Genomic DNA, 498 nt, shown 5'->3' with positions numbered 1-498 from the left:
CATCCTTCCCGCACGCAATGCCGAGACAACTGTCGCTGCGGCGGTGTCCTCAACTCTGCGAGCGCTGCCGCGCGACGCCGAGCTCGTGGTCCTCGACGACGGCTCCACGGACGCCACCGCGCAGGAGGTCATCAGAGGTGCTGGTGGGAGGAGGGGTCCCGATCCCCGTCTGCGACTGCTGCAGACACCGCCATCGGGTGGCCTCACCCAGGCGCTCTCGCAACTGATCGCGGCGACCGACAGCAGGACGGTGGCGCGCATGGATGCAGACGACCTGTGCATGCCCTGGCGGTTCCGCATCAGCCTCCCTCACCTCCGCAGGGACTGCGACCTGGTGTTCACACAGGTGGTGAACCTCGTGGGACGCCGTCCGGACCCGGAGCCCCCCGTGGGCATCACCCCTGAGGCCTTCCCCCTGCACCTGCTGCTCCCCCACCCCGTCTCCCACCCCACCGCGCTGATCCGCCGTGAGGTCCTGGCCAGGGTCGGGGGCTATCT

At 69.7% G+C, this 498-nt stretch carries 1 protein-coding gene; it reads left to right on the top strand.

Annotated features, from left to right (window positions below; all coding sequences use genetic code 11):
- Positions 1-43 precede the first annotated feature (43 nt).
- On the top strand, positions 44-498 hold a 455-nt coding region (locus FK530_RS25335), incomplete at its 3' end, for a glycosyltransferase family 2 protein (RefSeq protein ID WP_331456384.1).

It is taken from the genome of Tsukamurella conjunctivitidis, assembly GCF_007858475.1.
Taxonomy (GTDB): domain Bacteria; phylum Actinomycetota; class Actinomycetes; order Mycobacteriales; family Mycobacteriaceae; genus Tsukamurella; species Tsukamurella conjunctivitidis.
The sequence above is the reverse complement of the archived record's forward strand: the minus strand, read 5'-3'. Positions and strand labels throughout refer to the sequence as shown.